This window comes from Actinomyces ruminis, from assembly GCF_002154335.2.
Classification (GTDB): domain Bacteria; phylum Actinomycetota; class Actinomycetes; order Actinomycetales; family Actinomycetaceae; genus Actinomyces; species Actinomyces ruminis.
In genome coordinates this window covers 17,006-40,854 of sequence record NZ_MTPX02000040.1, presented here as the reverse complement: position 1 = coordinate 40,854, position 23,849 = coordinate 17,006, and the positions used below count along the sequence as shown (strand labels likewise).

The 23,849-nt window shown below is 65.3% G+C and carries 18 protein-coding genes and 3 pseudogenes; 2 read left to right on the top strand and 19 right to left on the bottom strand.

The features are described 5' to 3' along the window. Positions 1 to 84: 84 nt before the first annotated feature. The 8 genes and pseudogenes from BW737_RS16775 to BW737_RS06815 all read right to left on the bottom strand — a co-directional run bounded on the left by BW737_RS16775 (position 85) and on the right by BW737_RS06815 (position 6,271). Positions 85 to 573 carry a hypothetical protein gene (locus BW737_RS16775; protein ID WP_218961821.1) on the bottom strand — a complete coding sequence of 163 codons (489 nt, stop codon included), beginning with the start codon at positions 571 to 573 and terminating at the stop codon, positions 85 to 87. Then, the gene (locus tag BW737_RS16770) at positions 570 to 1,292 is read right to left on the bottom strand and encodes a right-handed parallel beta-helix repeat-containing protein (RefSeq protein WP_218961820.1); all 723 of its coding nucleotides are present in this window, start codon (positions 1,290 to 1,292) and stop codon (positions 570 to 572) included. Before BW737_RS16770 ends, BW737_RS16775 begins: the two co-directional genes overlap by 4 nt. Further along, positions 1,289 to 2,053, bottom strand: a complete 765-nt coding sequence (locus BW737_RS16765; protein ID WP_218961819.1) for a DUF1565 domain-containing protein — start codon at positions 2,051 to 2,053, stop codon at positions 1,289 to 1,291. Before BW737_RS16765 ends, BW737_RS16770 begins: the two co-directional genes overlap by 4 nt. A 42-nt stretch (positions 2,054 to 2,095) precedes the next feature. Beyond that, on the bottom strand, positions 2,096 to 2,686 hold the full coding sequence (locus BW737_RS06830; protein WP_338063881.1) for a zinc-binding dehydrogenase: 591 nt from the start codon (positions 2,684 to 2,686) through the stop codon (positions 2,096 to 2,098). 63 nt (positions 2,687 to 2,749) lie between these two features. Further along, positions 2,750 to 3,099, bottom strand: a pseudogene (locus BW737_RS16760) (alcohol dehydrogenase catalytic domain-containing protein); the annotation flags it as partial. Between the two features lie 99 nt (positions 3,100 to 3,198). Beyond that, positions 3,199 to 4,011 carry a carbohydrate ABC transporter permease gene (locus BW737_RS06825; RefSeq protein ID WP_257210574.1) on the bottom strand — a complete coding sequence of 271 codons (813 nt, stop codon included), beginning with the start codon at positions 4,009 to 4,011 and terminating at the stop codon, positions 3,199 to 3,201. Beyond that, positions 4,011 to 4,811, bottom strand: coding sequence for a carbohydrate ABC transporter permease (locus BW737_RS06820; RefSeq protein WP_257210573.1), 801 nt, complete (start codon positions 4,809 to 4,811; stop codon positions 4,011 to 4,013). The genes BW737_RS06825 and BW737_RS06820 overlap by 1 nt, the downstream gene beginning before the upstream one ends. A 152-nt stretch (positions 4,812 to 4,963) precedes the next feature. After that, a complete protein-coding gene (locus BW737_RS06815; protein ID WP_086615016.1) occupies positions 4,964 to 6,271 on the bottom strand; it encodes an extracellular solute-binding protein in 1,308 nt (435 codons plus the stop codon). Positions 6,272 to 6,514: 243 nt separating this feature from the next. Between BW737_RS06815 and BW737_RS06810 the strand changes: the two genes are divergently transcribed. Then, positions 6,515 to 7,576, top strand: coding sequence for a LacI family DNA-binding transcriptional regulator (locus BW737_RS06810; protein WP_180272113.1), 1,062 nt, complete (start codon positions 6,515 to 6,517; stop codon positions 7,574 to 7,576). Between the two features lie 195 nt (positions 7,577 to 7,771). On the opposite strand, the gene BW737_RS06805 is transcribed toward BW737_RS06810, so the two are convergent. From BW737_RS06805 to BW737_RS06770, 9 genes and pseudogenes are all read right to left on the bottom strand, one after another. Then, complete coding sequence (locus BW737_RS06805; RefSeq protein ID WP_180272112.1) at positions 7,772 to 9,712, bottom strand: endo-1,4-beta-xylanase; 1,941 nt, start codon at positions 9,710 to 9,712, stop codon at positions 7,772 to 7,774. Between the two features lie 249 nt (positions 9,713 to 9,961). Further along, entirely contained in the window at positions 9,962 to 10,666 is a 705-nt protein-coding gene (locus tag BW737_RS16755) for a hypothetical protein (RefSeq protein WP_257210585.1), read from the bottom strand. Between the two features lie 39 nt (positions 10,667 to 10,705). After that, positions 10,706 to 11,562 (bottom strand): annotated as a pseudogene (locus BW737_RS18020) (alpha-glucuronidase); the annotation flags it as partial. A gap of 490 nt (positions 11,563 to 12,052) precedes the next feature. After that, positions 12,053 to 14,044: a beta-galactosidase gene (locus BW737_RS06795; protein WP_086615019.1), complete on the bottom strand. Its 1,992-nt coding sequence runs from the start codon at positions 14,042 to 14,044 to the stop codon at positions 12,053 to 12,055. Continuing rightward, complete coding sequence (locus tag BW737_RS06790) at positions 14,045 to 14,836, bottom strand: hypothetical protein (RefSeq protein WP_086615020.1); 792 nt, start codon at positions 14,834 to 14,836, stop codon at positions 14,045 to 14,047. Next, positions 14,829 to 16,121: an extracellular solute-binding protein gene (locus BW737_RS06785; RefSeq protein ID WP_257210584.1), complete on the bottom strand. Its 1,293-nt coding sequence runs from the start codon at positions 16,119 to 16,121 to the stop codon at positions 14,829 to 14,831. Before BW737_RS06785 ends, BW737_RS06790 begins: the two co-directional genes overlap by 8 nt. Positions 16,122 to 16,626: 505 nt before the next feature. Continuing rightward, positions 16,627 to 17,514, bottom strand: a complete 888-nt coding sequence (locus BW737_RS06780; protein WP_086615022.1) for a carbohydrate ABC transporter permease — start codon at positions 17,512 to 17,514, stop codon at positions 16,627 to 16,629. Between the two features lie 6 nt (positions 17,515 to 17,520). Beyond that, positions 17,521 to 18,372, bottom strand: coding sequence for an ABC transporter permease (locus BW737_RS06775; RefSeq protein ID WP_218961814.1), 852 nt, complete (start codon positions 18,370 to 18,372; stop codon positions 17,521 to 17,523). Between the two features lie 374 nt (positions 18,373 to 18,746). After that, positions 18,747 to 19,733 carry an acetylxylan esterase gene (locus BW737_RS06770; protein WP_086615023.1) on the bottom strand — a complete coding sequence of 329 codons (987 nt, stop codon included), beginning with the start codon at positions 19,731 to 19,733 and terminating at the stop codon, positions 18,747 to 18,749. A gap of 173 nt (positions 19,734 to 19,906) precedes the next feature. Here BW737_RS06770 and BW737_RS06765 point away from each other — a divergent pair, with 173 nt between their 5' ends. Next, positions 19,907 to 21,028 (top strand): LacI family DNA-binding transcriptional regulator, encoded by a 1,122-nt coding sequence (locus BW737_RS06765; RefSeq protein WP_086615024.1) that lies wholly within the window; start codon positions 19,907 to 19,909, stop codon positions 21,026 to 21,028. Positions 21,029 to 21,083: 55 nt separating this feature from the next. Here BW737_RS06765 and BW737_RS06760 read toward each other — a convergent pair whose 3' ends face one another. Further along, on the bottom strand, positions 21,084 to 22,562 hold the full coding sequence (locus tag BW737_RS06760) for a xylulokinase (RefSeq protein WP_086615025.1): 1,479 nt from the start codon (positions 22,560 to 22,562) through the stop codon (positions 21,084 to 21,086). Positions 22,563 to 22,668: 106 nt separating this feature from the next. Then, a pseudogene (xylA, locus tag BW737_RS06755) lies at positions 22,669 to 23,849 on the bottom strand (xylose isomerase).

Genomic DNA, 23,849 nt, shown 5'->3' with positions numbered 1-23,849 from the left:
ACCATTGCGTTTTCACGTCTTGATACTTGAGGCCCGGTTGTACTCCGCATTCCTGCGCGACTACAACCGGGCCTTTTGCAACCCTCACCAGATCCGCACGCGATTCACCCCCGGCACCAGACCGGCCAGCGGCCCGGCCGGGTAGGCGGCATTATGCTCCTTGACCCGGCCAACCAGGTCGACGTCGGCGAAGGCCTCGGTGCCGTCGGGGTTCTCCCAAGCGGCATCCGGATACCAGGCCCGCCCCAAGTCCCGTCCGGCGATCGTCGTCGAGGCGGCCGCGGCAAAGGCCTCCGACAGCTCAATCACCAGTTCCAGGCCACCACCGTCGGCGTCCTCGATCACGACATTCACCTCTCCGAGGTGGACCGGCCGCGTCTCCCGCGTATAGGCGGGAGCGCCATTGCCGTAGACGTTGTCGCGCACGTGCACCGGCAGTTCCACGCCCTCGAAGCGCTCGTGGTCACCCTTGGAGGGGTCATTGACCTGCGCCAGATAGGCCTCCACCCCGTGGGGATGCGCATCGAACAGGGCGGTGCCGTCGCTGATCTTCCGGTGCGCGGGCGGATTCACGAAGCGGCCTCGCCCACGATGGACAGGAACAGGTTAGCGATGTAGCGGTCATCTCCGCCCCGGATGGCCGCATAGCCGGCGACCTGCGTCGAATGCGGCAGGTGATAGGGGGTGGGGCGCTCGATAATGGGCTGGTTGGCGACCACGCCGAGCAGCAGATTGTTGACATACGCCCCGCCCTGGGAATGCCCCTCCAGCGAGACCGGCGAGGCGAAGACGTTGTGGTCCACGAGGTAAGGGCCGTGGCTGACCTCAATGAACAAGTCGCGGGTGTTGCGGCGGTACACATTGCGCATCACGCGCGTGCCCTGTGCCTGCCAGTCCAGCCAGGTGCCCAATGTGCAGTCCTCGATCAGGTTGTGGCGCAGGACGGTGTCGATGGCGGCGTGGAGTTTGATGCCGGCGATCTCGTAGCCGTAGAACTCGCGCTTGGTGGCGATGTGGTGGATGTGATTGTCCTCGATCACGGAGAACACACAACCCAGGTGCCCGACGATGCCGGTCTGCCCGCAGTCATGAATGTGGTTGCGGCGCACCACGTGCGAGCCGATCAGCTCCTTGGACCAGCCCACCCGGCGGGCGGCGAACACCGCCTCCAGTTGGTACTGGTAGCCGGGCTTGTCCAGGCGCTCGGCCGCCCAGTTCGCCCCGGAGGAGTTCTCCTTGCCCAGGGAGATGGCGGAGCACTTGGCGTCGTGGATGTCGCAGTCCTCGATCACCCAGCCTTGGCCCAGTTGGGGCCGATCAGCCCCGGCTGGTCCGCCGTCGGCGGCGCCCACGGGGTGGCCGCCTGCGCTAGTTCCAGGCCGCGCACGGTGATGTAGTTGATATGGTGCGCCTCCGGGTAGAACACGCTACGCCGTACGTTGATCTCTACCAGCGACTGATTGGGGTCCGCCGCCCCGAAGTTCGCCCACACGGTGGTGGTCTCCTCCCCCACCTCGGCATACCACACGCGCCGCGTCCAGTCCGGATCGCGCACGGGCTCGGGCGTGCCGGTCCACTGATCCACGTCTTGCGTGCGCCGCGGCGGGGCGTCCACCTGCTCGCGGCTGGTCACCTCGAACAGGCTGCGCCCGTTCAGGTACACCTCCCCCAGATGCTTGCGCGGGGCCTGCCGGGAGGCGTAGACGATCCAGTCGCCCTCGATCTGCTCGGCGAAGGGGTTGAAGTCGCCGAACAGAGCGCACGGCAGTTCCACCCGCCAGACGCCGTCGCCCTCGTGCTCCCAACCAGTAACGATCTCGGAGCCCTTGATGACCGGATGTTCGCCGGGGGCGGCGGCGAAGGTGATGCACCGGTCGCCGTCGAGTCCCGTGCGCGGGGGCCGCACCCACTCCCGGTAGGTGCCCTCATGGATAAGCACGGTGTCGCCGGGCATGGCGGCGCGGGCGGCACGGTTGATGGTGCGGAAGGGGGCGGCGGCGTCGCCGGGGGCGGTGTCGCAACCGGCGGGGGATACGTGGAAGGTGGTGGGCATGTGGCGCTCGTTTCTGTGATTCTGGATGGCGGCTGGTCACGCTCAGCGCTGGGGGTGGACCATGCTCTTGAAGGTGGTGGGGGCGGGCTTGTCCCGCAGCGGTATTTCAGCGTCGGCCAGCCCGTAATGATCGGTGGCCAGGGTGTCGAGGTCGACCTTCCCGGAGGCGACCAGCTCGATGGCGGTGGGCCAGGTGTTGTTGTAGCGGAAGATGCCGGTGACGTTGACCTCGTGGCTGGTTATGTATGCCACCGGCAGGAGCATGTCGTCATCCCCCATGCCGATGATGATCGCGGAACCGCCCGCCTCAACACGTTTGATGCCGTCGACGACGGCCGCGGTCACGCCGGTCGCGTCGAAGAAGGCTGTGAAACTGCGCCCGTCGAGCGCGGCGTCGCCGGGGGCGCAGGCCTCGGTCGCGCCCAGCTGCACCGCGGCATTACGGCGCTGTTCCACGGGGTCGGTGACAACGACGGCGGCGGCGCCGTAGGCCCGGGCGACCTGAGCGACGATGGCGCCGATGGGGCCGGCACCCGCGATGAGCACGCTGTCACCCACACCGATGCGGGCCTTGCGCACCGCGGCGATGCCGACGCTCAGGGGCTCGAGCAGGGCGGCGGCGTCGAAGGACATGTCCTCCGGGACGGTGTGGGCGAAGTCGTCCTGAATCAGGGCGTACTCGGCGAAGCTGCCGTCGATGGGCGGGGTGGCGTAGAACTCGATGTGCGGACACAGGTTGTACTCCCCGCGCTTGCAGTACTTGCACACACGGCAGCAGCGCTGCGGCTCGATGGAAACGCGCTGGCCACCCGGGCGGGATCAACGTCGTCGCCGACGGCCACGATCGTGCCTGCGGACTCGTGCCCCAGAATCATGGGGGCGTTGACGACGAAGTCACCGATCCTGCCGTGCTGGTAGTAGTGGACGTCGGAGCCGCATACGCCCACGGACTCGATGCGGACGAGTACCTGATCCGGGTCCGGGGAGGGCACCGGCCGCTCCTCTAGGACCACGACGCCGCGCTCCCTCAGGACGGATGCGCGCATGGTTTCCGGCAAAACGGTTGGCTGCAAGGCCTGGGACATGTCTTCCTCTTTTCTACTGGGCGGTTGTTTCAGGTTGTGGTTATTTGCCGACCCCGGCGGTCAGACCGGCCACCATCTGCCGGCGCCCGAAGGCGTAGGCAACGATGAGCGGCAGGGCGGAGAGCACGACGGCGGCGAGGATGGCGGGCGTGTTGGAGGAGAAGGCCCCCTGGAAGTTCCACAGCGAGAGCGGCAGTACCCGCTTATCGGCGCTCTGGGTGAGCACCAGAGGAAAGAGGAAGCCGTTCCAGACGTTGAGGCGTCGTAGATGGCCACGGTTACCAGTGCGGGCCGGCACATGGGTGCTGCCAGGCGCCAGAGCATCTGCCAGTCGGTGGCGCCGTCGACCCTCATCGATTCGAACAGCTCCCGGGGCACGTCGCGCAGGAAGTTGGTCAGGATGAGCACCGAGATGGGGATGGCGAAGGCGACCGAGGGCAGGATGAGCGCCCACAGGGTGTCATACAGACCCAACTGCACGATCAGGTAGTAGACGGGCACGATCGTCGCCTGGATCGGGATGGCGATGCCCAGCAGGAACAGGGAGAAGATCCGGCTGGAGAAGGCGGTGCGGCTGCGCACGATCACGTAGGCGGCCATGAATGCGACCACCAGGATCACGGCGACGGTCGCCACGGTGACGATGACCGAGTTGAGGAAGTAGGTCCAGAAGTCATTGGCGAAGACCTGGATGTAGGCCGCCAGGGTCGGATTGCGTGGCAGCGACAGCGGGTTCTCGACGTAGTAGTCGGCCTGGGTGCGCAGGCTCGTGACAATGATGTAGTAGATAGGGACGACGGCGATCAGCAGCCAGATCCAGCCGAACAGACCACCGATCAGGTTGGGGCGGGTGCCCCCACGGAAGGCTTTCATCACACGGCCCCTTCCATGTCGCTCTCCATCTTCGAGCTGCCGGACACGTGGTTGAGCAGCCAGGCGATGAGCAGTCCCACGACGACGAGAATCACGCCGATCACGCTGGCCCCACCCATGTTGTAGGAGCGGAACCCGGTCAGGTACATGTCCAGGGGCAGCACGCGAGTGGCATTTCCCGGACCGCCTGCGGTCATCACGAAGATCAGGTCGAAGTAGGTCAGGGAGCCGGTGATCATCAGGGTGGAGGAGGTGATGATCGTGTTCCGCAACTGCGGCAGGGTGATGTAGAAGAAGTTCTGCACCCTGCCGGCACCGTCGATCATGGCCGCCTCGTAGATGCTGGCCGGGATCTGGCGCGCCGCCCCCTGATAGAGCAGGGAGTGGAAGGGGACGAAGCACCAGGCGATGACCACCATAATCGTGGGCAAAGCCAGGCGCGGATTGCCCAGGAAGTCCTGCGACAGGAACTCCAGGCCGAAGGCCCGCGACATGCCGAAGTTGGGGTCAAGGAGCGCGGTGAAGGCGATGCCCACCGCGGTGGCGCTGAACAGGAGCGGCAGGAAGTACAACACCGCCAGCACGGCGCGGTAGCGCTGCTGTCCGGCCATGAAGACTCCCAGCAGCAGGCTGATCGGAGTCTGGATGACCCAACACATGACCGTCATGATCAGGGTCAAAACGATCGCATGCTGGGTAGTGGCGTTGCCGAGCATTCGGGACCAGTTGCTCGTGCCTGCGAAGGACAGCGAGCCCAGGCCGTCCCAGTTCATGAAGGACAGCACGAATACGCCGATCAATGGTACGAGGGCGAAGCAGCCGAAGAAGATCAGTGCGGGCGCGGCGTACCAAGCGAGGGGCCCGCGCCTGCACCGCGGCCGGACGCCCGCCGGCGGGCAATGGGATTAGCCATGATTGATCCTGTGAGACATGTGTGCGGCTCCCCCGGCTCTCACAGGGTCGCGTTCATATTGGCGACGAACTGCTCGGGCGTTGTCTGCAGCAGGAATATCTGAGAGAGGTTGGTCAGCAGTTCCTGCGCCGCCGCCGAGGACAGCGCCTGGTCCCAGGACTGGGTGAAACTCCCGGCGTTCTTGACCATGTCATAGCCGTAAGCGAGATACTCGGCATGCTCGGAGGCGGCAATGGCATCGTCGGCGTCGAGAGCCGCCGGAATGGTGCCGGCCGCCACGAGCGCCGCGATGTATTCGTCGTTGTAAAGCTCCTCGTTCAGATAGTCGATGGCGATCTGCTGGACCTCTTCCGAACCGCCCGCGGCAACCGACCAGTAGTTGGCGGGGTTGCCAACGATGTTGGACAGATCACCGGTGCCGCCCGCGACCGAGGGGAAGTCCATGTAGCCGAGGTTGCCGGCGCCCATGAAGTCCGGGGCGTCGGTGAGGAAGTTCGCATAGACCCAGGAGCCCTGCAGGATCATCGCCGCCTTGCCGGTGTGAATCAGGGCGAGGTCGGCGCCGGAGTCGGCGTCTACAGAGCCGTAGGAGTCTCCGAAGCCGCCGGCCCTGACCAATTCCTGAATCTTCTCAAGCGCCCCGGTAATGGCCGGGTCCGACCAGGCGTCCGACTCCCCGGCGACGATCCTGGCGAAGGGCTCGGGGCCGCCGATGCGGTCCGTCAGGTATTCGATCCACATCAGGTAGGGCCACTGGGAGGAGCCCGCCTCCGCGAAGGGGATGTATCCGGCGGCGGTGAATTCGGGAACGAGGGCCAGCAGCTCATCCCAGGTGGTCGGCGGTTCGGCATCGATAGCCTCGAAGGCGGGCTTGGCGTAGTAGAGCATGACCGGCTGGGCGTTGTTGTTCGGCAGCGCATAGACCTTGTCATCGATCTTGCCGGGATCCAGTAGCGAGGGAACAATGCGTTCCTGCGCCGCGGTGGTGGTGTCGGTCAGCTCGATGACCTGCTCGTTGGCGACGTAGTCGGCCAAGGTTCCGCCCGCCCAGTTGTAAAGCAACGTTGGGGCATTGCCGGCGCCGACGGCGGTGCGGATCTTCTCCTTGTATGCGTCGTTGGCGAACCACTCGGTGGCGATCGGCTGATCAGTGTGGGCTGCATTCCAGCGTTCGAAGGACTCGCGGAAGGTCTGTTCCGGACCGCCGGTCAGGACCCAGGCGGTGGCGCCGTTTCCGGCAGAGGCAGTGGATCCGGGGCGGTTGCCGCATGCGGCGAGAGCCGCGGCAACGCCTGCCACTACCAGGCCACCGGTCATCTGCCTACGAGTGATCTTGCTCTGATGCATGGTTGCTCCTCTCGGGCCGAGTCGGCGCGGCGACAGTGCCGCACGACAGAAGTGGACAACAGCGTCCGCTCACGAAAACGTTTTCGTTTGTTTCACCGACAAACCGATCGTACGTCACCCTGATCGCGCCAAACAAGGCCAATTCGCGTCGCATTAAATCACGACTTGGTAACACTGGCGTCGGTGATGGCTAGCGAATGTGAAAATAAACGAAAACAACGGTTCACTCCGAAGAAGGCACCCATGACTCGCCCCCGCTCCTCCGGACCCACGCAGGCCGCCGTCGCCGCCCGCGCGGGAGTATCCGTGGCCACCGTCTCCAAGGCACTGCGCGCGGATCCTGTCATCTCCACGCCGACCCGTACGGCTGTGCTGGCCGCCGCGCGCGAGCTCGGCTATCGCACCCCAATCACCGCCTTGCCGGGCACCCCCGCCGACAATGCCACCCGCCCAGTCACGGCCGTCTTCGACACCGTGGATACCCAGTACGCCGCCTACGTGCTGCGGGGTCTGCTCGAGGAGGCCGAGCTCGACGGGGTCTGGCTGCGCGTTCGCCATATCGGCTCGTCAATGGACCAGCTCGATCAGGCGCACCTGCGCACGTGGGAGCGCAGCGTGCTGGAGGTGATGCCGTCCTCCTACGGCGTCGTGCTGGTAACCACCGGCGTGACCTCGGCAATGGTGGAGGCCTCCGGAGAGCAGCAAATCCCCCTGGTAGCCATTGACCCGGCCACCGCGGTTCCCGAGGGAACCTCCTCGATCGGCGCGACCAACCACCGCGGCGGACAGCAGGCCGTGGCACACCTGCTCGACCTCGGGCACCGCCGCATCGGCATCATCACCGGACCAACGGGATCCATACCCGCGAACGAACGGGTCGCCGGATACCGCAGCGCCCTAGCGACCGCCGGCATCGCCCCGGAACCCGAGCTGGTGCGCACCGGACGCTTCGACTACGACTCCGGCCTGGTCCACGGCGGGCACCTGCTGGACCTGGATGCACCGCCCACCGCCGTCATCGCCTGCTGCGACGCCGCCGCGGTCGGCGTCATCGAGGCGGCACGGCGCCGGGGTCTGCGCGTGCCCGAGAACCTGTCGGTGGTGGGCTTCGACGACACCCTCACCGCCACGGTCTGCTCCCCCAGGCTGACCACCGTTCACCAACCCCTGGTCGACATCGGCGCCGAAGCCATGCGCACGGTCATCCGCCTGGCCACCTCGCGTGGCTCCCGGGCCCTGTCCCCCATCGAGCTGGCCACCAGCCTCGTGGTGCGCGACTCAACCGCACCACCCCTGCACCCCTAATCGGCTTGTCAGAAAGGCAGTCCCAGCCTACACAGTAGGTGCGACAGGAGTCCGAGGTAACCGCGCGCCACTCCAGCTGAAGTACGACGGGAGGGCGCGATGGCGTCCCAGCGCACCCTCCCGCGGCGCCGACGGGTAGCGTCCCCCGACCGGCGCATCCCGTGGCCGGGTCGTACCGCCCCGGTTACGGGAGTATCAGGCCGTGCGGCGTCTCGCCCACAGCGCCGTCGCTCCGGTGAGCAGTAACAAGGCTGCAGCTGGCAGCGCCAGGAGTTCGGCACCGGTGCGCGCCAGCGGACCCCCACCGGCCTTCGGCGACGGCGCCGCGCCCACCACCGGGGTTGCACTTGCCGCCCCCGAAGGCGAGGGCAGACCGGCTGCGCTGGGCGCAGCCGAAGTCGCAGGTTCTGTAGCGGTGGCCGAGGGCTCCGCGGTGGACGTCGGCTCCTGTGTCGGTTCAGGCACGGTGCACTCCTGCGGCGTCGCCGGAATCTCCTGGCCGACGGCGGCGGCGTAGGCCCACTTACCGCGGTAGTACGGATCGAACAGCAACGGGTCGCCCTCGTAGAACCGCCACGACCCGGAGTCGACCAGCCCCCACAGTGTCACCGAGAACAGGTCCCGCTTGGCATCCTGCTCCGCGAAGATCTCGAACAGCCGCTGGTAGAAGCGCCCCTGGTCCAGCAGGGTCTGAGTGTCCACGGGCGTGCCGGTGCGAGTGGGGACGTCGAGCTCGGTGACCGCCTGCACCAGCGGCAGGTCGTCAAAGGCACTCATGGCCGCACCGAAGCCCTCGACGTCGTCGTCCAGCCAGGCGTGGAACTGGTGCCCGACGCCGTCGATGGGGACGCCGCGCGCCAGCAGCCGCTCAATGAGGGCGTGGTAGCGCCCGGTCTTGGAGGAGGCGTCGGTGCCGTACTGGGTGTTGTACTCGTTGATGAACAGCGTCACCGGATGCTCGGCGCCGGGGGCGGCGTAGGTGGTGTTGAAGGCCTCGTTGGCATAGATGAAGGCGTCGTCAATGAACTCCTCCCCCAGGACCTGGTACCAGTAGGAGTCGCGCAGCCCGCCGGTCTCGGGAGAGGGACTGTCCGCGATCACCTCGTTGACGACGTCGAAGGCCACCAGCGGGTTGGTGTCCGAGCCGAACCGACCGTACTTGTCGGACAGATACTTGGCCACATTGTTGATGTGGGTGCGCATCCGCTCGCGCAGCTCGGCGCGATCGGCCTCGGAGTCAGCCGACAGGAAGGTGCCGTCCTCGTGCTGGAACAGCCAGTCCGGGGTCTGGGAGTGCCAGACGAGTACGTGCCCGTACACCCTGCCGCCGTTCGCCTGTGCCCAGTCCATGACGGCATCGGCCTCGGCGTTCTCGGCGACGAAGCTGTGGTCGCTGTTGTACCAGGCCTCCGGCTTCATGAAGTTCTCCGGGGTGACCTGGTTGAAGTGCCGGTCGAGCAGCTCCAGGGACTCGCCCTGCAGCGTGTTTGCGGTCACCGCCACTCCCACCGGATAGGGCAGGGCGTCGATCAGGGAGGTGGAGTCGTCAACCGGGCCGCGTCCACAGGCGAAGGCGGTGATGGCGGCATCGTCAACGTAGAAGGACGCGGTGGGATCCTCCAGCTCGATGTAGATGGTCCCGTCGACACCCTCGGGAGGCGAGTAACTTCCGGTGAGCTGCACCCACTCATCGGAGTTCACTGCCGTCAGCGGGGTGATCTCGATGTACTGTCCGTCGCTCTGGGCGGCGGTGAGCTTAGCGCGGGTGGGGGCTGTCCCGTCCGGGAGGCGCACCCAGGCGGTGACTTCATAGGGCTGCCCCGCCTCCATGTAGTCCCCGATGGAGATCTCCACGCCGTGCCAGGCCTGGGTGCGGCCGGTTACATACAGGCTGTTCCACGGGCTGCGGCGGACCTCGTTGGTGGTTGTGGTGGTCACACCATCACCGCGTGGAGTCCAGGGCATATCGGGCTGACTGGACTCGAAGTTGGAGTAGCTGACCGCATAGGGCTGGGGTTCTGCCGGAGTTTCGACGGCGACCGCCCCCACCGTCAGTCCCGCGGTGGCGACGGCGGCCGCAGCAACCGCCCCAAGCAGGCGGGTTCGGCGGGCACGCCGGGTTGTCGTTATGCGCATGCGCTTGCCTTTGCTGTTGGCCTCTCTGCACGGACGAATGAAGACAACGCGGCCTTGACCCCATGTGGTGGTACGAACCGACATGGGCCCGCGCGTATGACACTCCGGGCAGGGAGGATGGCTAGGAAGGATGCCGGCCGACGCTGGCCCGCAGACATGACACTACACAAGCCGAAATACGACAGCAATGGTTTCGTTGTGTTTCGCTACGAATGCCTGAGTGACGGCCTGTTGTTCCCCATCGCGTCTTTACGGGAAGATCGTGCGCCCAGCGGCATCTGGAATCCCGCTATGGCGCAGGAAGTAGGTGCATACCTGATCCCGCCACTCGACGGCGTTGCACTCCTGGACCTGCCAGCGGCGGTCGACGTCCGCGCGGATGGCCTCGGGCACTTGTTCCCGCACCGTCTCCCAGTCCCGTCGCATGGCGCGCACCTGCTCGACTCCTTGGAAGTGGGTGTCATAGATCCGCTGTATCAGCGTCACCCCCGAGTGCGGCAGCACCTGGTCGTAGCGCAGGTGGTGGAAGAAGAGCAGCAGCCGCTCCGGACAATCCTCCAGTGACCGGTAGCGGGCCGCGAGCGCCGGCGGGTACTGCTCGGTGTAGCCCGAACCCGTGGGCGTGCGGTCAACACCGACGCCATCGCGGTCGGCGAAGTGGTAGGTGCCCCACGGGGAATACTCATAGCCATCGACGCTGGGGCCGTAGTGGCTGCCGGGAGTCACCATGAAGCCGACGCCGAGGGGGGCGGTGTAATTCTCGTACGCCTCCCGTGAGTTCAGCAGGATCCGTACCAATGCGTCATGCAGCGCTGCGTCTCCGGCGAAGGAGGCGGCAGCCCAATCCCGAGCGATGCATGCCGGGTCAGTATGCAGGTCCCACGCCAGCCGTCCGTAGCCGTAGAGGTTGGCCTGGGAGAAGGTGTTGCCGGTCCAGTTCCAGTCCCGCCCCACCCCGGCGACGGCAACGATCGCCGAACCGGATCGCCCCGCCAGGTCCTGGCCCAGGTCTGTACCACCGTCACCGGCGACGTCCAGATCCAGCACTTCTCTCCAGGCAGTGGGCAGGAAATAGGTGTCCCACTGGTGCCCGGTGTACTCCTGAGCTATCTGCAGTTCTAGAGCGGCCCTGGTGTGTCTGAGACCGAGCAGCAGTGGCGAGACCGGTTCGCGCACCTGAAAGTCGAGTGGGCCGTTCTTGATCTGCAGCAGGACATTATCGGCGAAGCTTCCGTCCAGGGGCATGAAGTGGTCGTAGGCCGCCCGGGCCCGGTCCAGGGTGCGGTCGCGCCAGTCCTGCCGGTGGTTGTACACGAAGCAGCGCCACATGACCACCCCTCCGTGAGGCGCGAGCACTTCTGCCAGCATATTGGCGCCGTCGGCATGATCACGCCCGTAGTTGAAGGGACCCGGGCGTCCCTCGGAATCGGCCTTGACCACGTACCCGCCCAGGTCGGGCACGGCGCTGTATACGTGCCCGGTGGTTTCCTGCCACCAGTGCCGTACACGCTCGTCCAATGGGTCGCAGGTATCCAGGCTCCCAGGGTCATGGGGGCGGCGAAGTCGACGGCGATGAAGGTGGTGACATGGCGACGGCGGAGTATATCGGCGATGGTCTGCACCAGGTCGAGGCGCTCGGTGAGCAGGGTCGCCTCGGTGGCGTGAACGTTGACGTTGTTCAGGCACACGGCGTTGACGCCTATGGACGCCAATAGCAGCGCATAGTCGTCGATTCGCTCCGCATCGGGTGCCAGGCCGCCAGCCTGAAAGAACACCGAGTCGCCCGCGTACCCGCGTTCGACGGTGCCCATGACTGGATGCGCTACGAGGTTGTCCCAGTGGTCGAGCATGCGCAGCGCCAGGTCAGGAGTACTGGTCGCCGCATCCCGCCCCGCCAGCATGGCCTCGGGGCCGAGTACGAGCAGCCGTAGCACCCCGTACAGGGCACCGGCTCCGTCGGCACCGACAACGGCGAGGCCGCCTGTTGCATCGCGGACGATGGTGTACCCCTCGGGTCCGGGGGGAGCGTCGGCCACGGCGGCGTGCGCTGGCCGACGCAGCGGGAGCGGGAGCCGATCCAGCTGGTCGACGGTGGCGATGAACAGGTCTGCGGCATCGGAAGCGGCGGGAGCGTCTGCGGCCAGCCGCAGCCAATCCTCCGCCGCTCGCACGACCAGGGGTTCCTCGCCCAGCGGTCGAGGCGTGTAACTGGCGAGCCAGGGTTTGGTAGCCGGTTCGAGCCACATGGGAGAACTCGTGGTGAACGGGGCTGTCGAGGTCATGTGGGATCTCCTGGTTAAGGGTTCTGGACGTCTCGGAGGACGCAACGTTCGTCAACAATCAAGCGCGTCTCAGCACGCATGCGCCTCCGGCCGGGATGGTCACCGGTGCGCCCGCGTATACCCGCGACCCGGTAAGCATGTCTGTGGCGTCTCCGGCTGGGGTCCAGTCCAGCGGCACCTGACCGTGGTTCAGCACGATGTCGAAGGTGCCGCGGGTGCCACTACGGCTGGTGTGTTCCAGTTCCTCGGCGAGCGGGTGGCCCGGGGAAGGTTCGATCAGCGAAGCGACTAAACGGCGGCGCCCAGCCTCGCTGAGCAATGCGCCGAGGCGGACCACGGTGCCTTCACCGAACTCGTTGCGGATAATGGCGGCGCCGCCCGCGAACCAGCCGGACTCCCAGGTTCCGATCACCCGCCCGCCGGTGGGACGCAGAATCTCAAATAGATGGTGGGCGGTATCGGTGGTGGCGTCGGGAAGGACCAGTTCGACGCCGTCGTCGGGCTCGCGGGCATCGCGCTCCTCGATCTGGCAGCCAAGCAGTGCGTCCACACGCTCGTCGATCAGGACGCGGCCGGTGGCGGCAGTCGCGAAGGACATGGGCCCGGCCACGAGTGTGCCGCCGGCGGCCACGTACCGCCGCAGGGCGTCGATGACGTCGTCGTGTGCCAGGTACAGGCTGGGAGCAATGATGATCTCGTACCGGGACAGGTCGTCCCTTCCATCGGTGATGTCCACCCCGCCCAGGTAGCGGGCCAGCGCCTCGTGCCATCCCTGGGCCTGCGAGACCAGGTCCCAGTGGTCGGAGAAGCCGTCGACTACTCGGCCGTACCACCAGGAGTCCCAGTCCATGAGGACTGCGGCCCGCGCCCGGACGCGGCTGCCCACGAGGTCGTCGAGTCGGGTCAGCTCTCGTCCTAGTGCGGCGACTTCACGGTATGTGCGGGTGTCGGTGCGGCCGCGATGGTCCAGGACTCCTCCGAACCACATCTCCGAGCCCGCCGGGGCGGTGCGCATTTGGAAGTGGAGCACCGTGTCGGAGCCCTGCGCGAGGGCCTGCAGGCTCCAGCGGCGTAGCACCCCCGGAGGTCGGGTGGGGTTGACGTCACGGCAGGTGGTGGCCACGGGCGCCTGCTCCATCAGCCACAGTGGCTTGCCGCGGCCGACGGCGCGCATGAGCGAGTGGTTGAAGGCCATTTCCGGCCAGGCGCGGTCGGTGCGCGGGTAGTTGTCCCAGGCGACGACGTCGAGCTCCCGGGCGAAGCGGAAGTAGTCCAGGTGCTCGTAGGCGCCCATTAGATTGGTGGTCACGGGGTGCTCGACATCGAACCGGCGCACCTGGTGGATCTCCGCCTCCATACAGGCGGCGAACTGCTCGGTCATATACCGCTTGTACTCCAGCGTGATGATCGGGAAGCCGCTGCGGTAGGGGCCGCCCCAGTGCTCGGTAAGCGCACTCGGAGCGGGAATCTGGTCGATGTCGGTGAAGCGGTGTGACCAGATCTGCGTGCACCAGTCGCGGTTGAGCTCGTCCAGCCCGCCGTGCGCCTGCAGCAGCCAACGGCGGAATCCGACCGTGCAGTGGTCGCAGTAGCAGGCACCGCCGTACTCGTTGCCGATGTGCCAGGCGAGCAATGCCGGATGTAGGTGATAGCGCTGCGCCAAGGCCTCGGCGATACTCCCGGAGTACGCGCGGAACACCGACGAGGTGGGGCAGAAGTGATGCCGCTGGCCATAGCCGTGACGCCGCCCCTCGAAGTCGACGCGCATGGTGGTCGGCTCGGCCGCCGCCAGCCACGGAGGCAGGGCCGCCGTCGGAGTGGCCAGGATGACGCCGAATCCGCGCGTGTGGACACGGTCCATGAGCGAGTCGAGCCGATCCCATTCGAAGCGATCAGGGCCCGGTTGCAGGCCCGCCCAGCCGAAGACGTTGAGGGTGAGCGTGTTGATACCGGCCGCGGCCAGCGCCTCCAGGTCGGAATCGATGGCGGCGTCGTCCCACTGCTCGGGGTTGTAGTCACCACCGTGCAGGATGTGCCCGGGTAAGTGCATTCATGCCTCCGGCGGAGTGTGCGTGCGGGGACAAGTGAACTGTTCGGTGAGTATGCGTCGCTGTCCGCGCGTGGCGGGCGCCGTCAGAGCGCACAGCGGCACCCAGAAGAGCATCAGAGTGGCGGGAGCGTGCAACGCGATGAGCAGGCCGGCAGCACCAATGCCCGCGAGGAGAAGAGTCCCAGCGGCATCGCGAATGGTCATCACGGCGGTCAGCACGAGCAGATCAGCAGTCTTGAAGTTGAATAGGCCGACAATCGTGCCCGCTCGCCCTACTACCAGACCGAGCACGGCGAGGAAGCTCAGGAGAGCGCCACGCATCCCCCCGGTGATCCCGGCCGCCGATCCGGCAAGTCCCAGTACGAGCATCACGACGAACGCGGCGATGGGGCCGAACTGGGCGATTGACCCTGTCCATCCGCGCCACAGCGCGGCGATGCGGCGACGCGCCGAGGGATCGTAGGTCCAACCCGGTCGGGTAACGGCGTAGACGACGGCGGGCAAGGCAGTGAGCGCCAACGCCCAGGTCGACGCCAGCACCAGCAGCGACCAGGCCGAGGTGCCATCGAGGATGAACATGCTTGCAGCCGCTGGAATGACCAGCGGCAGCGAACCCACTCCGAGAGCGGCCGCCTGGTAGATGATCGCGCTAGTCCGGACCAGCAGAGAGTCGGCATAGACGTCGGGGGCGGGAGCCTGCACGGCGTCGTCATCTCCGCTGGGCGACGCAGTCGGTGGGGTGGTGCGGGCGCCCCACCGTGGGGCGCCCGCACTCGGGTAGCGGTCAGCCATTGTTCTCCACGTAGGTGGCTCGGGCTGCGTTGAGGATCTCCATGTAGGAGGACACGCCCTTGGCCTCGCATTCAGTGACATAGGTGTCCCACTCGGACAGATCGCGCTGCCCAGTGATGAACTTCAGCGTCTCCTGCATGACGTAGTCCTGCAGCGGGGTGAGCAGGAGGGTCGCCTGCTCGCGCTGGGTCTCATCCAACGGCGCCGGCGGGTCAATCTCCTTCTGCGTATGGGTGGCTGCCATCTCCTCCTGCCAGGCAAGTTCCTTGTCCAGCATCATCGAGTGGAGCAGCTCGGTGGTGCCACCGTAGGCGAAAACACCGCCGGAGAAACCGTACTCGACGCGCAGGTCCTTGTCGCCGGCCGGATTCAGCCCGTTGTAGTTGATGTCATCCACCAGCGTGCGTGTGCCGTCGGCGTCCTTGTTATAGGTGGTTCCCTCCACGCCCCACTTAGCGAATTCCTCTCCCTCGTCGGAGTACCACAGCCAGTCGATGAACTGCATCATGGCCACGAAATTCGGGTCATCGGCCGCCTTTGCGGAGATCATAATGCCATTCTCAAGTCGGGTCCCGCCGATCAGCGCACCGGCGGGGCCGGCCGGCTGGAGGATCTTGACGACCTCGAAGTTGCCCTCGCCAAGCGTCTCCTTCATGGTGGTCTCGTAGGTGACGTCGTACTGGGAGTTCGTGCCGATGGCGATCGACTTGCCCGTGGTGAAGGTGTTGACGGCCGTGTCCTCATCTTGGGTGAAGGAGTCCGGATCGAGTACACCGGCATCAACCATGCCGCGGAGCATGGTGACCATCGCCTTGTAGTTGTCGGAGGTGCCGCAGAAGATGAACGAGTCTGAGTCCTCATCCCATTCGGCCATGGTGGTCATGCCCCAGGAGCCGCCGGACTGGGTGCCATAGGAGACCGCTGCAAGGTTGAGCATGCTAAGACCCTCGAATCGGTCGGAAATACCCTTCATGTCCGGGTGGCGTTCCTGCACCTTGGCAATGACGTCCTGCAGCTCCTCCCACGTGGTGGGCAGGTCCAGTCCCTGCTCGTCGAGGAGGTCCTTGCGGATCTCGAAGGTGTAGTCGGGCCAGATCTCCTCGTGCAGACCGGGCAGAACGTAGATAGAACCGTCGGCCTGACGCAGGGTGTCGAGTTCTTCATCCATCTCCCACTCTTTAACCTTCTTCTGGAAGTTGGGCATGAGGTCGAAGTAGTCCGACACCGCCAGGATCGCACCGGATGATACGAACGAAGACTCCTGCCCTGGATAGGTCTTGGGGATGATGTAGGGGCGTCGCCGGAGGAGATCAGTAGAGAGCGCTTCTGCTCATAGTCGGACATCGGCACGATCGTCATGTCGAGTGTGACATTGGTGCGCTTGGTGATCTCCTCCAGCAGCATCCAATCGGCCTTGTAGGGATAGTTGGGATGGTCCGAGAACAAGCAGCTGAAGGTGAGCGGCTGACTGGCCTTGAAGCTGGTGTCCGCGGCGAAGTCCTCCATGGCGGCGGCCGTATTGGTGACACCCTCGGCCGTCTCGCCGGAATCGGATCCCGAGCCACAGGCGGCCAGTGCGGCGGCTGCCGCGGTACTGAACAACAGGGCTCCGGCCCGCCGGCGAGTTATGGGGCGGGAAAGGAAATTAGGGCGCATCGTCGAATGCCTTTCTAGTGGTATTGGCCGTGACCGGCCTGGTGATGGATGAGTTGGGAGGAGTACGGATGGGCGGGTTATGGGGTCTGCGACGGGCGTCCGCCACCGGCCGCGTGCTGCCGTATCGGCCTTGATCAGCCCTTCACAGAGCCGAGGGTGACCCCGGTGACGAAGTACTTCTGGACAAAGGGGTAGACGCAAAGGATCGGCACTGAGGTGAGCACCATGGTCACCGATCTGAGGTTGGAGGAGATCTGGGTCTGGTCGGCGGTTCCTCCTCCGAGGGAGTCGGAGGTAGTCACTCCCGCCAGCATGTTTCGCAGGTAGATGGTTACCGGGAACAGGTTCTTATCGTCGAAGTACAAAAATGCCCCGAACCAGGCGTTCCAATTGGCTACGGCGTAGAAGAGGAGCATGGTGGCGATGATCGCCTTTGACAGCGGCAGCACGATGCGGAAGAGGATCCCGTAGGTCCCCAGGCCGTCGAGTTCGCCGGCCTCTTCAAGCTCATGCGGCAGCCCCTCAAAGAAGGACTTCATGACCAGCAGGTTGAACACGTTGATCGCATTGGGCAGCACCACCGCCCAGATCGTGTTCTTCATGCCCAGGTTGGTGATCAGGATGTAGTTCGGGATCAGGCCGCCGTTGAAGAACATGGTGAACACGGCGAAGCCGACCAGCGCATTGCGGCCCTTCAAGTCCTTCTTCGACAGCACGTAGGCGAATGCGGTGGTGAAGACCAGCGAGATGAAGGTGGCGACGACCGTATACACGATGGTGTTCCGGTAGCCAGTCCAGAAGGCCGAGTCCGACAGCACTACCTTATAGGTGGTGACGTTGAATCCCTTGGGAATGAGATTCACCTCGCCGGCGGAGATGGCGGCCTCGCTGGAGAAGGACTTAGCCACGACGTTCAGGAAGGGGAACAGCGTCACGAAGATGACGCCCAGAAGGATGAGCGTGTTAAGCAGACGGAAGACCCGATAGCTGCGCGAGTCATACTTGACGTTTTGAACAGGCATATCCGATCACCACAGACTCGTCTTGGCGAACTTGCGCGACGCGAAGTTGGCGGTCATGACCATGATCAGTCCGATCAGCGACTCAAACAGGCCGATAGCGGCCGCATAGCTGAAGTTGGATGATTGCAGACCCACACGGTACAGATAGGTGGAGATGACATCGCCGGTCTCGTAGGTGAGTGGATTGTAGATCAACAGGATCTTCTCGAAGCCCACCGCCAGGAACGAACCGACATTGAGGATAAGCAGCGTCACGATGGTAGGCCGGATGCCTGGCAGCGTAATGTGCCAGGTCTGCTGCCAGCGGTTGGCGCCGTCAATCTGGGCGGCCTCGTACAACGACTCATCAATGGTGGTGAGCGCCGCGAGGTACAAGATCGTTCCCCAGCCCACGGTCTGCCATACATCGGAGACGACGTAGATGGGCACGAAAGCCTTGGCCGTCTGGATGAAGTTGACCGCCTGGCCGCCCATGGCGGTGATCAGACTGTTGATCGGACCGTCCACCGCCACGACCTCCATGATGATCCCCGCAATGATTACCATCGATAGGAAGTGCGGCAGGTAGGAGACGGTCTGAACGATCTTCTTGAACCAAGTTCGGCGCACCTCATTGAGCAGCAGCGCCAAGATTATGGGCGCGGGGAATGAAACCAGCAGGGTTGAGAAACCGATGATCACCGTATTGCGGAACACCCGCCAGAAGGTGGGGTCCGAGATGAACATCTTGACATACTTCAGCCCGACCCATTCCTCGCCGTACATGGATCCGCCCGGCACGAACCTGCGGAAGGCAATGACATTGCCGACCATGGGCGCGTATCGAAAGACGATGAACCAGATCACCGGGATGACCACGAGCGTATAAAGTTGCCAGTCGCCCCTGCGACTACTCTTTCGCTTACCGGATCGTCCCGCACGTCTGCGGGGTCTTTTGCTGACGGCCGAAGTCGTAAGCATGGAGGGGGCACGTCGCCCCGCCGCCCGCAACGAGGGCGACTCTGCATCCACCACTTCCGCCACGACACATCACCTCCTTGTGACTTGACGATCTAGCGAACGTTTTCGCATCGACGTTCGCCAGCGACAGCCCCAGAGTAGCCTCCCATCCCTATCAGGTCAAGCCATTTGTCTTTCCATGTTTGAAATCTGGGATGCGAGATTTGCGCGCATTTTAGGGCTACTACGGACGTGGCGCGCCAGTTGCCCATTATTGCCAGGCAGCGAAACTTTTAGAGGGTCGGAGCTGAACAGCACTCACGAATCCACTGGAGTTGCCGGCGCAGGTAGTAGAACTCGCCACCCTCGTGACCGTTGTCGGGATAGATCTCAACTTCAGCCGGTCCCCCATACGCCGCAAGCGCCTGCTGCCCCCCGACTGTGGGACAGCAGGTGTCACGCAAGCCCAGACCCCACAGCGACGGGGCCTGGGCACGCCGAGCATGGTTCACGCCGTCTACATAGGACAGTGTGCGGAAGACGGCGTCGCGGCCGGTGCGACGCACCGCTAAGTAGCGCGTCAGTTCCGCGTACGGTTCTCCCTGCGCGATCTGGTATACGGCGGGCACATCGCACAGGAAGGGAACGGACACGGTGACTCCACGCAAGTTAGGAACCAGCCCCGCGACTGCGAGGGCGATGGCGCCGCCCTGCGAGTTACCCATCACGATGATGTTGCCGGCATCGATGTCTGGCTGCTCCCGCATGGCATCCACGGCGCGCACCGCGTCCGTAATCAAGCGGCGGTAGTAATATGTCTCAGGTGAGGTAATGCCGCGGGTGAGCACGCCCGGCGCCTCTGGAACGCCCGCATCAAGATCGGGCGTGTCTCCCCCACTTCCATATCCGAGCCCCTGCCCACGCACGTCAAGCAGCAGGTGAGCCACGCCAGCAGCAGCTACGTATGGATTCTCTCCCGGCAGCCCGCGCCCCCGGCCGTAACCCGGGATCTGAATCACACAGGGCAGCACCTCGCCTTCGCGGCTGGCCGGTCTGGACAACCAGGCCCGAACTCGCTGACCGCCGAATCCAGTAAAGGAGAAGTCCCAATAGCGAACTTCGGAGAGCGGTTGAGCGACGGGCGTACGCTCAACTCGCACGGCCGCAGGGTCATAGCTGCGGGCCTGGCTCAGCGTTCGCTCCCAGAAGTCATCAAAGTCCTCCGGTTCCGACACGGTCACCGGGGGTAGCGGGCCCAGCTGTAGGGGCAAAGTAGCCATGTGAACTGTCCTCCATGACGTGACGCACCTGCCGTCTACGCCCAACGCAGTCGAATTTCGGCAGTTTTCGCATCGTTTCGCGCACCTGGGAGTGTAGGCTGTTGCTCCTGTTCAGACAAGGACATCAGGATCAGGATGCGTTCCGGTAGTCGACACTCTCGCCTAATGCCTGAGTGGAGGCAGACCATTACGCTTACTGGGACAACACCTGCACAACCGGCTTCTGCTCTCAGCCAGTCGGTACCGATTCGAGAACGGAGGGCGCTGTGGTTTCGCGCGAACGCGTCACGCTTGACACCATTGCCGCGGCCGCGAAGGTTTCTCGTGCAACCGTGTCCAAGGCGATCAACGGCCGTCAGGACGTATCCGCCCGCACTCGTAGGCAGATTCTCAGTCTCGCCGAGGAGCTCGGTTACGAGGCGCCTACCCCAGCCGAACGCAACGCTCCCATCGTCACCATCGTTTTCGACACGCTTGACACCTACTACACCAATCGTGTGCTGGCAGGCGCGGTCGCCGCCGCACACGACCACGGAGTCATTCTCGACGTGCGCGCTTTCTCAAGTCGCCGGGAATCGGCTTCGCAGTCCTGGGTGCGTCGCCTGGTAGCCGAGGGGCATCTAGCACTCATCTTGGTGACCATGGAGCTCTCGTCCTCCCAAGTGCGAGCGGTCCGGACCCTACAACTGCCGGTGATCACCATCGATCCCGCTCAAGAGACCCCAGACGGTCTGTTGGAGATTTCATCAGCGAACTGGAACGGTGGCATGGCGGCCACACAGCACTTGCTCGCGCTGGGACACAAACGCATCGCTTTCATCGCAGGCCCGGAACGGTCGCTGCCCGCCCGTGAACGGTTGCTCGGCTTCCGTTCGGCCATGATGGATGCCGGGGTCGAGGTTGACCCCAGCCTCGTGCTGGGAGACAGCTACACCTATGCGAACGGTCTGCGTTCGGGCCTGAAACTACTGGATTTGGAGCCCGAGCGGCGGCCCACTGCGGTGGTGTGCGCATGCGATGTCTCCGCCATCGGGGTGTATGAAGCAGCTCGGGAACGCGGTTTGTCGATCCCCGGAGACATCAGTGTGGTCGGCTACGACGACACCTTCCTTGCCGAGTGCGCTGCTCCCCCGCTAACCACCATTCACCAGGCACTGGAGACCATGGGGGCGCGCGCCGTCGAGGCGGCGCTTGATCTCGCTGATGAGTCAGCCAGCAGCAGACGAACCATCGGTTCCGTCAAGATCCCCACCCGCCTGGTGGAACGGAGTTCGACGGCGCCGCCGCGGGGGTAGCGGCGACGCCGTCGAGCCGGGCGAAGAGCTCCCTCCGACGGTGCCCGGACACCGTTCAGGCGCTCTGCTGTGATGCCGCCACGATGGCCGCGGCCGCATCGTAGGCGGCACGCACCTCGGGCTGAGGCTCGGCGACCAGATGCTCTACCGGCCCGAGTTCCCAGACGGGCGGTTCCTCACCACCAGCGAGCACCCAGGCGGCCTGCTTCGCAGCGCCATTGGCCACGTACTCGCCCGGCTCGGGCACGTCCACCGGGACGGCAAGCACGGCAGGAGCGAGCTCACGGGCGCAGGCCCACTTCACTCCCCCGCCCACGAGCGTGACCGCGTCGATCGCGACGCCCTGGCTGCGCACCGCGTCTACGCACGCCCCCATCAGGCACAGCAGCCCCTCGACGGCGGCGCGCGCATAGTTCGCGGGGGTCAGCGAGGACAGTGTCATGCCGGTGAGCATGCCGGTGGCCTCCGGCAGGTTCGGGGTGCGCTCCCCCTCGAGGTAGGGCACATGCACCAGACCGGCGGCCCCGGGCTCGGCAGACAGTGCGAGCCGGTCGAACTCCTCGTACGACACCCCCAGCACCTGCTTGGCGGCATCCAGGATGCGGGCGGCGTTCAGTGTGCAGGCCAGCGGCAGGAAGGCACCGGTGGCGTCGGCGAATCCGGTGACCAGCCCGGAGGCGTCGTGGGTAGGGGTAGCCGAGACTGCGGCGACCACGCCGGAGGTTCCCAGCGAGACACTGGTGGCGCCCGGACGCAGGCCGAGTCCGAGGGCGGCGCCCGCATTGTCCCCGCATCCGGGCCCGAGCACCAGGTGGGTCAGATCGCGCTCCTCCCCAGACGGCGTCGTGAAGATGCCGCCGCGGGCGGCTTCCTCGTGCGGGCCGACCACGCGCGGCAGCACGATGCCGGCCACCTCCTCCTCGCTGCGGCGCAGGGCGCGTGCAAGCAGGTCGCGGCGATAGGTGTTGGTCACGGAGTCGAAGTAGCCGGTGCCGGAGGCGTCGGAGCGGTCGGTGACCAGGGTGTCGAGCGAGCTGGCACCGGACAGCTTCCAGGTAAGCCAGTCGTGCGGCAGGCAGATGGCGGCGATGCGAGCGGCATTCTCGGGCTCATGGTCGGCCAACCAGCGCAGTTTGGTAATGGTCAGGGAGGCGACCAACACGGAGCCGACAGCGTCGGCCCAGGCGCGGCGGCCGGCCGCCTCGTCGCCGTCGCCGAACTCACGGATCAGGTCGCGGGCGGCGCCGGCGCTGCGGGTGTCGTTCCACAGCAGCGCAGGGCGGATTACCTGGCCATCGGCGTCGAGCACCACCATGCCGTGCTGCTGGCCGCCCACGCTCAGGGCGGCAACGTCGTCGAGCCCGCCGACGCCGTCGATCACTTCGTTGAGTGCGGTCCACCAGTGATCGGGGTGGACTTCGGAGCCGTCCGGGTGCGAGGCCTTGGCCTCACGCACCAGGACGCCGGTGGCGGCGTCACGGACGACTAGCTTGCAGGACTGCGTCGAGGAATCGACGCCGGCGACGAGAGGCATGGGCTTCCTTCCACATTGAAGGCCGGCCGGCCGTGAGCCGATTGCTCAGCCCACGGCCGGCCACCGATTGAACTTCGGGTACGGGTTGTATTAGTCGAAGGTGCGCTCAGCTGATGAGGTGCTGAACGGCCTTCTCGTAGAGGTCGACGAAGTGGTAGTCGCGGGCAGCGGCGGCCTCGGCGTCGAAGTCCTCGTAGGCGCTGCGGTCGGCGAGCAGATCGGCGATCGTCTCTCCCTCGGCCAGAGTGGGCTCACTGAGCTCGTAGATGCCAGAAAGCTTCAGGGCCTCCTGGACGGCCGGGTCGGCGCGGAAGGCGCGGGCCTTCTCCGCGAGCTGGAGGTACATCTCCATGTTCGCTGCCGCGGACTCCCACACGCCGTCGATGCCGTCGGTGCGCGAGGCTTGTAGTCGAAGTGGATGGGTCCTTCGTAACGGGGACCGCCACCGGGGAAGCCATTGACCAGCAGGTCGACGGTGAAGAAGGCGCTGAGCAGGTCGCCGTGGCCGAAGACCAGGTCCTGGTCGTACTTCAGGCCCTTCTGGCCGTTGAGGTCGATGTGGAAGAGCTTGCCGGCGTTCAGCGCCTGTGCCAGGGCGTGGGTGTAGTTCAGACCCGCCATCTGCTCGTGGCCGACCTCGGGGTTCAGGCCGACGATGTCACCATTGTCCAGCTCGGCAATCAGTGCCAGGGCGTGGCCGACGGTGGGCAGGAAGATATCACCGCGGGGCTCATTCGGCTTGGGCTCCAAACCGATGCGCAGGTTGTAACCCTGGTCCTTGATGTACTGCGCGACGGTGTCCAGCCCCTCCTTGTAGCGGTCGAATACGGCCCCCAGGTCCTTGGAGGAGTCGTACTCGGCACCCTCGCGGCCACCCCACATGACGAAGGTGGTGGCGCCGAGTTCGGCGGCCAGGTCCACATTGCGCAGGATCTTGCGCAGCCCGAAGCGCCGGATGGAGCGGTCGTTGTTGGTCAGGCCGCCGTCCTTGAAGATCGGGTGGGTGAAGGTGTTGGTGGTGACCATTTCAATGGTCAGGCCCGTGGCGTCCACCGTGTCCTTGAGCTTGCCGACGATTTCGGCGCGCTCGGCATCAGTGGCATCGAAGGGAAAGACGTCGTTGTCGTGGAAGGTAATGCCCCAGGCGCCCAACTCGGCGAGCTTCTCGGCGTACTCCCAGGGCTTCAGGGCGGTGCGGGTGGTGTCGCCGAAGGGGTCGGCGGCCAGCCAGCCGACGGTCCACAGACCGAATGAGAACTTGTCTTCCTTAGTGGGCTTACGAACCAT